Below are 381 nucleotides of genomic sequence, written 5' to 3' on the forward strand. Positions count from 1 at the left end.
CTACACTTGATAAAACTATACTTGTGCCTGATGAACCATTCGACCAGTTCACTGTCCCTGCACAACCACTTGCCGTTAAAGTAAGCATGCTTGGTGCACACACCACTTTTGTAGCTGGGGCTGTAATCGTTGGAGCAGTTGGCTGACTGACAATCTGCAAACCTGTGACTGCTGCACTCGCCGGAATGGTACAGGAACCAACTGTACAGGTCGCTGTAATGCTATAAGTGCCAACATTTGATAAAACTACACTTGTACCTGATGCTCCTGTTGACCAGTTTACTGTCCCTGCACAACCACTCGCTGTTAATGTAAGCGTGCTTGGTGAACAGACTACCTTGGTAGCCGGGGCTGTAATCGTTGGTGCAGTTGGCTGACTGA

At 48.3% G+C, this 381-nt stretch carries 1 pseudogene; it reads right to left on the minus strand.

Features of this window, described 5'->3' with window-relative positions:
• Positions 1–381 (minus strand): annotated as a pseudogene (locus EWM59_RS28070) (gliding motility-associated C-terminal domain-containing protein); the annotation flags it as partial.

The organism is Emticicia agri, from assembly GCF_004168285.1.
In the GTDB taxonomy this organism is placed as follows: domain Bacteria; phylum Bacteroidota; class Bacteroidia; order Cytophagales; family Spirosomataceae; genus Emticicia; species Emticicia agri.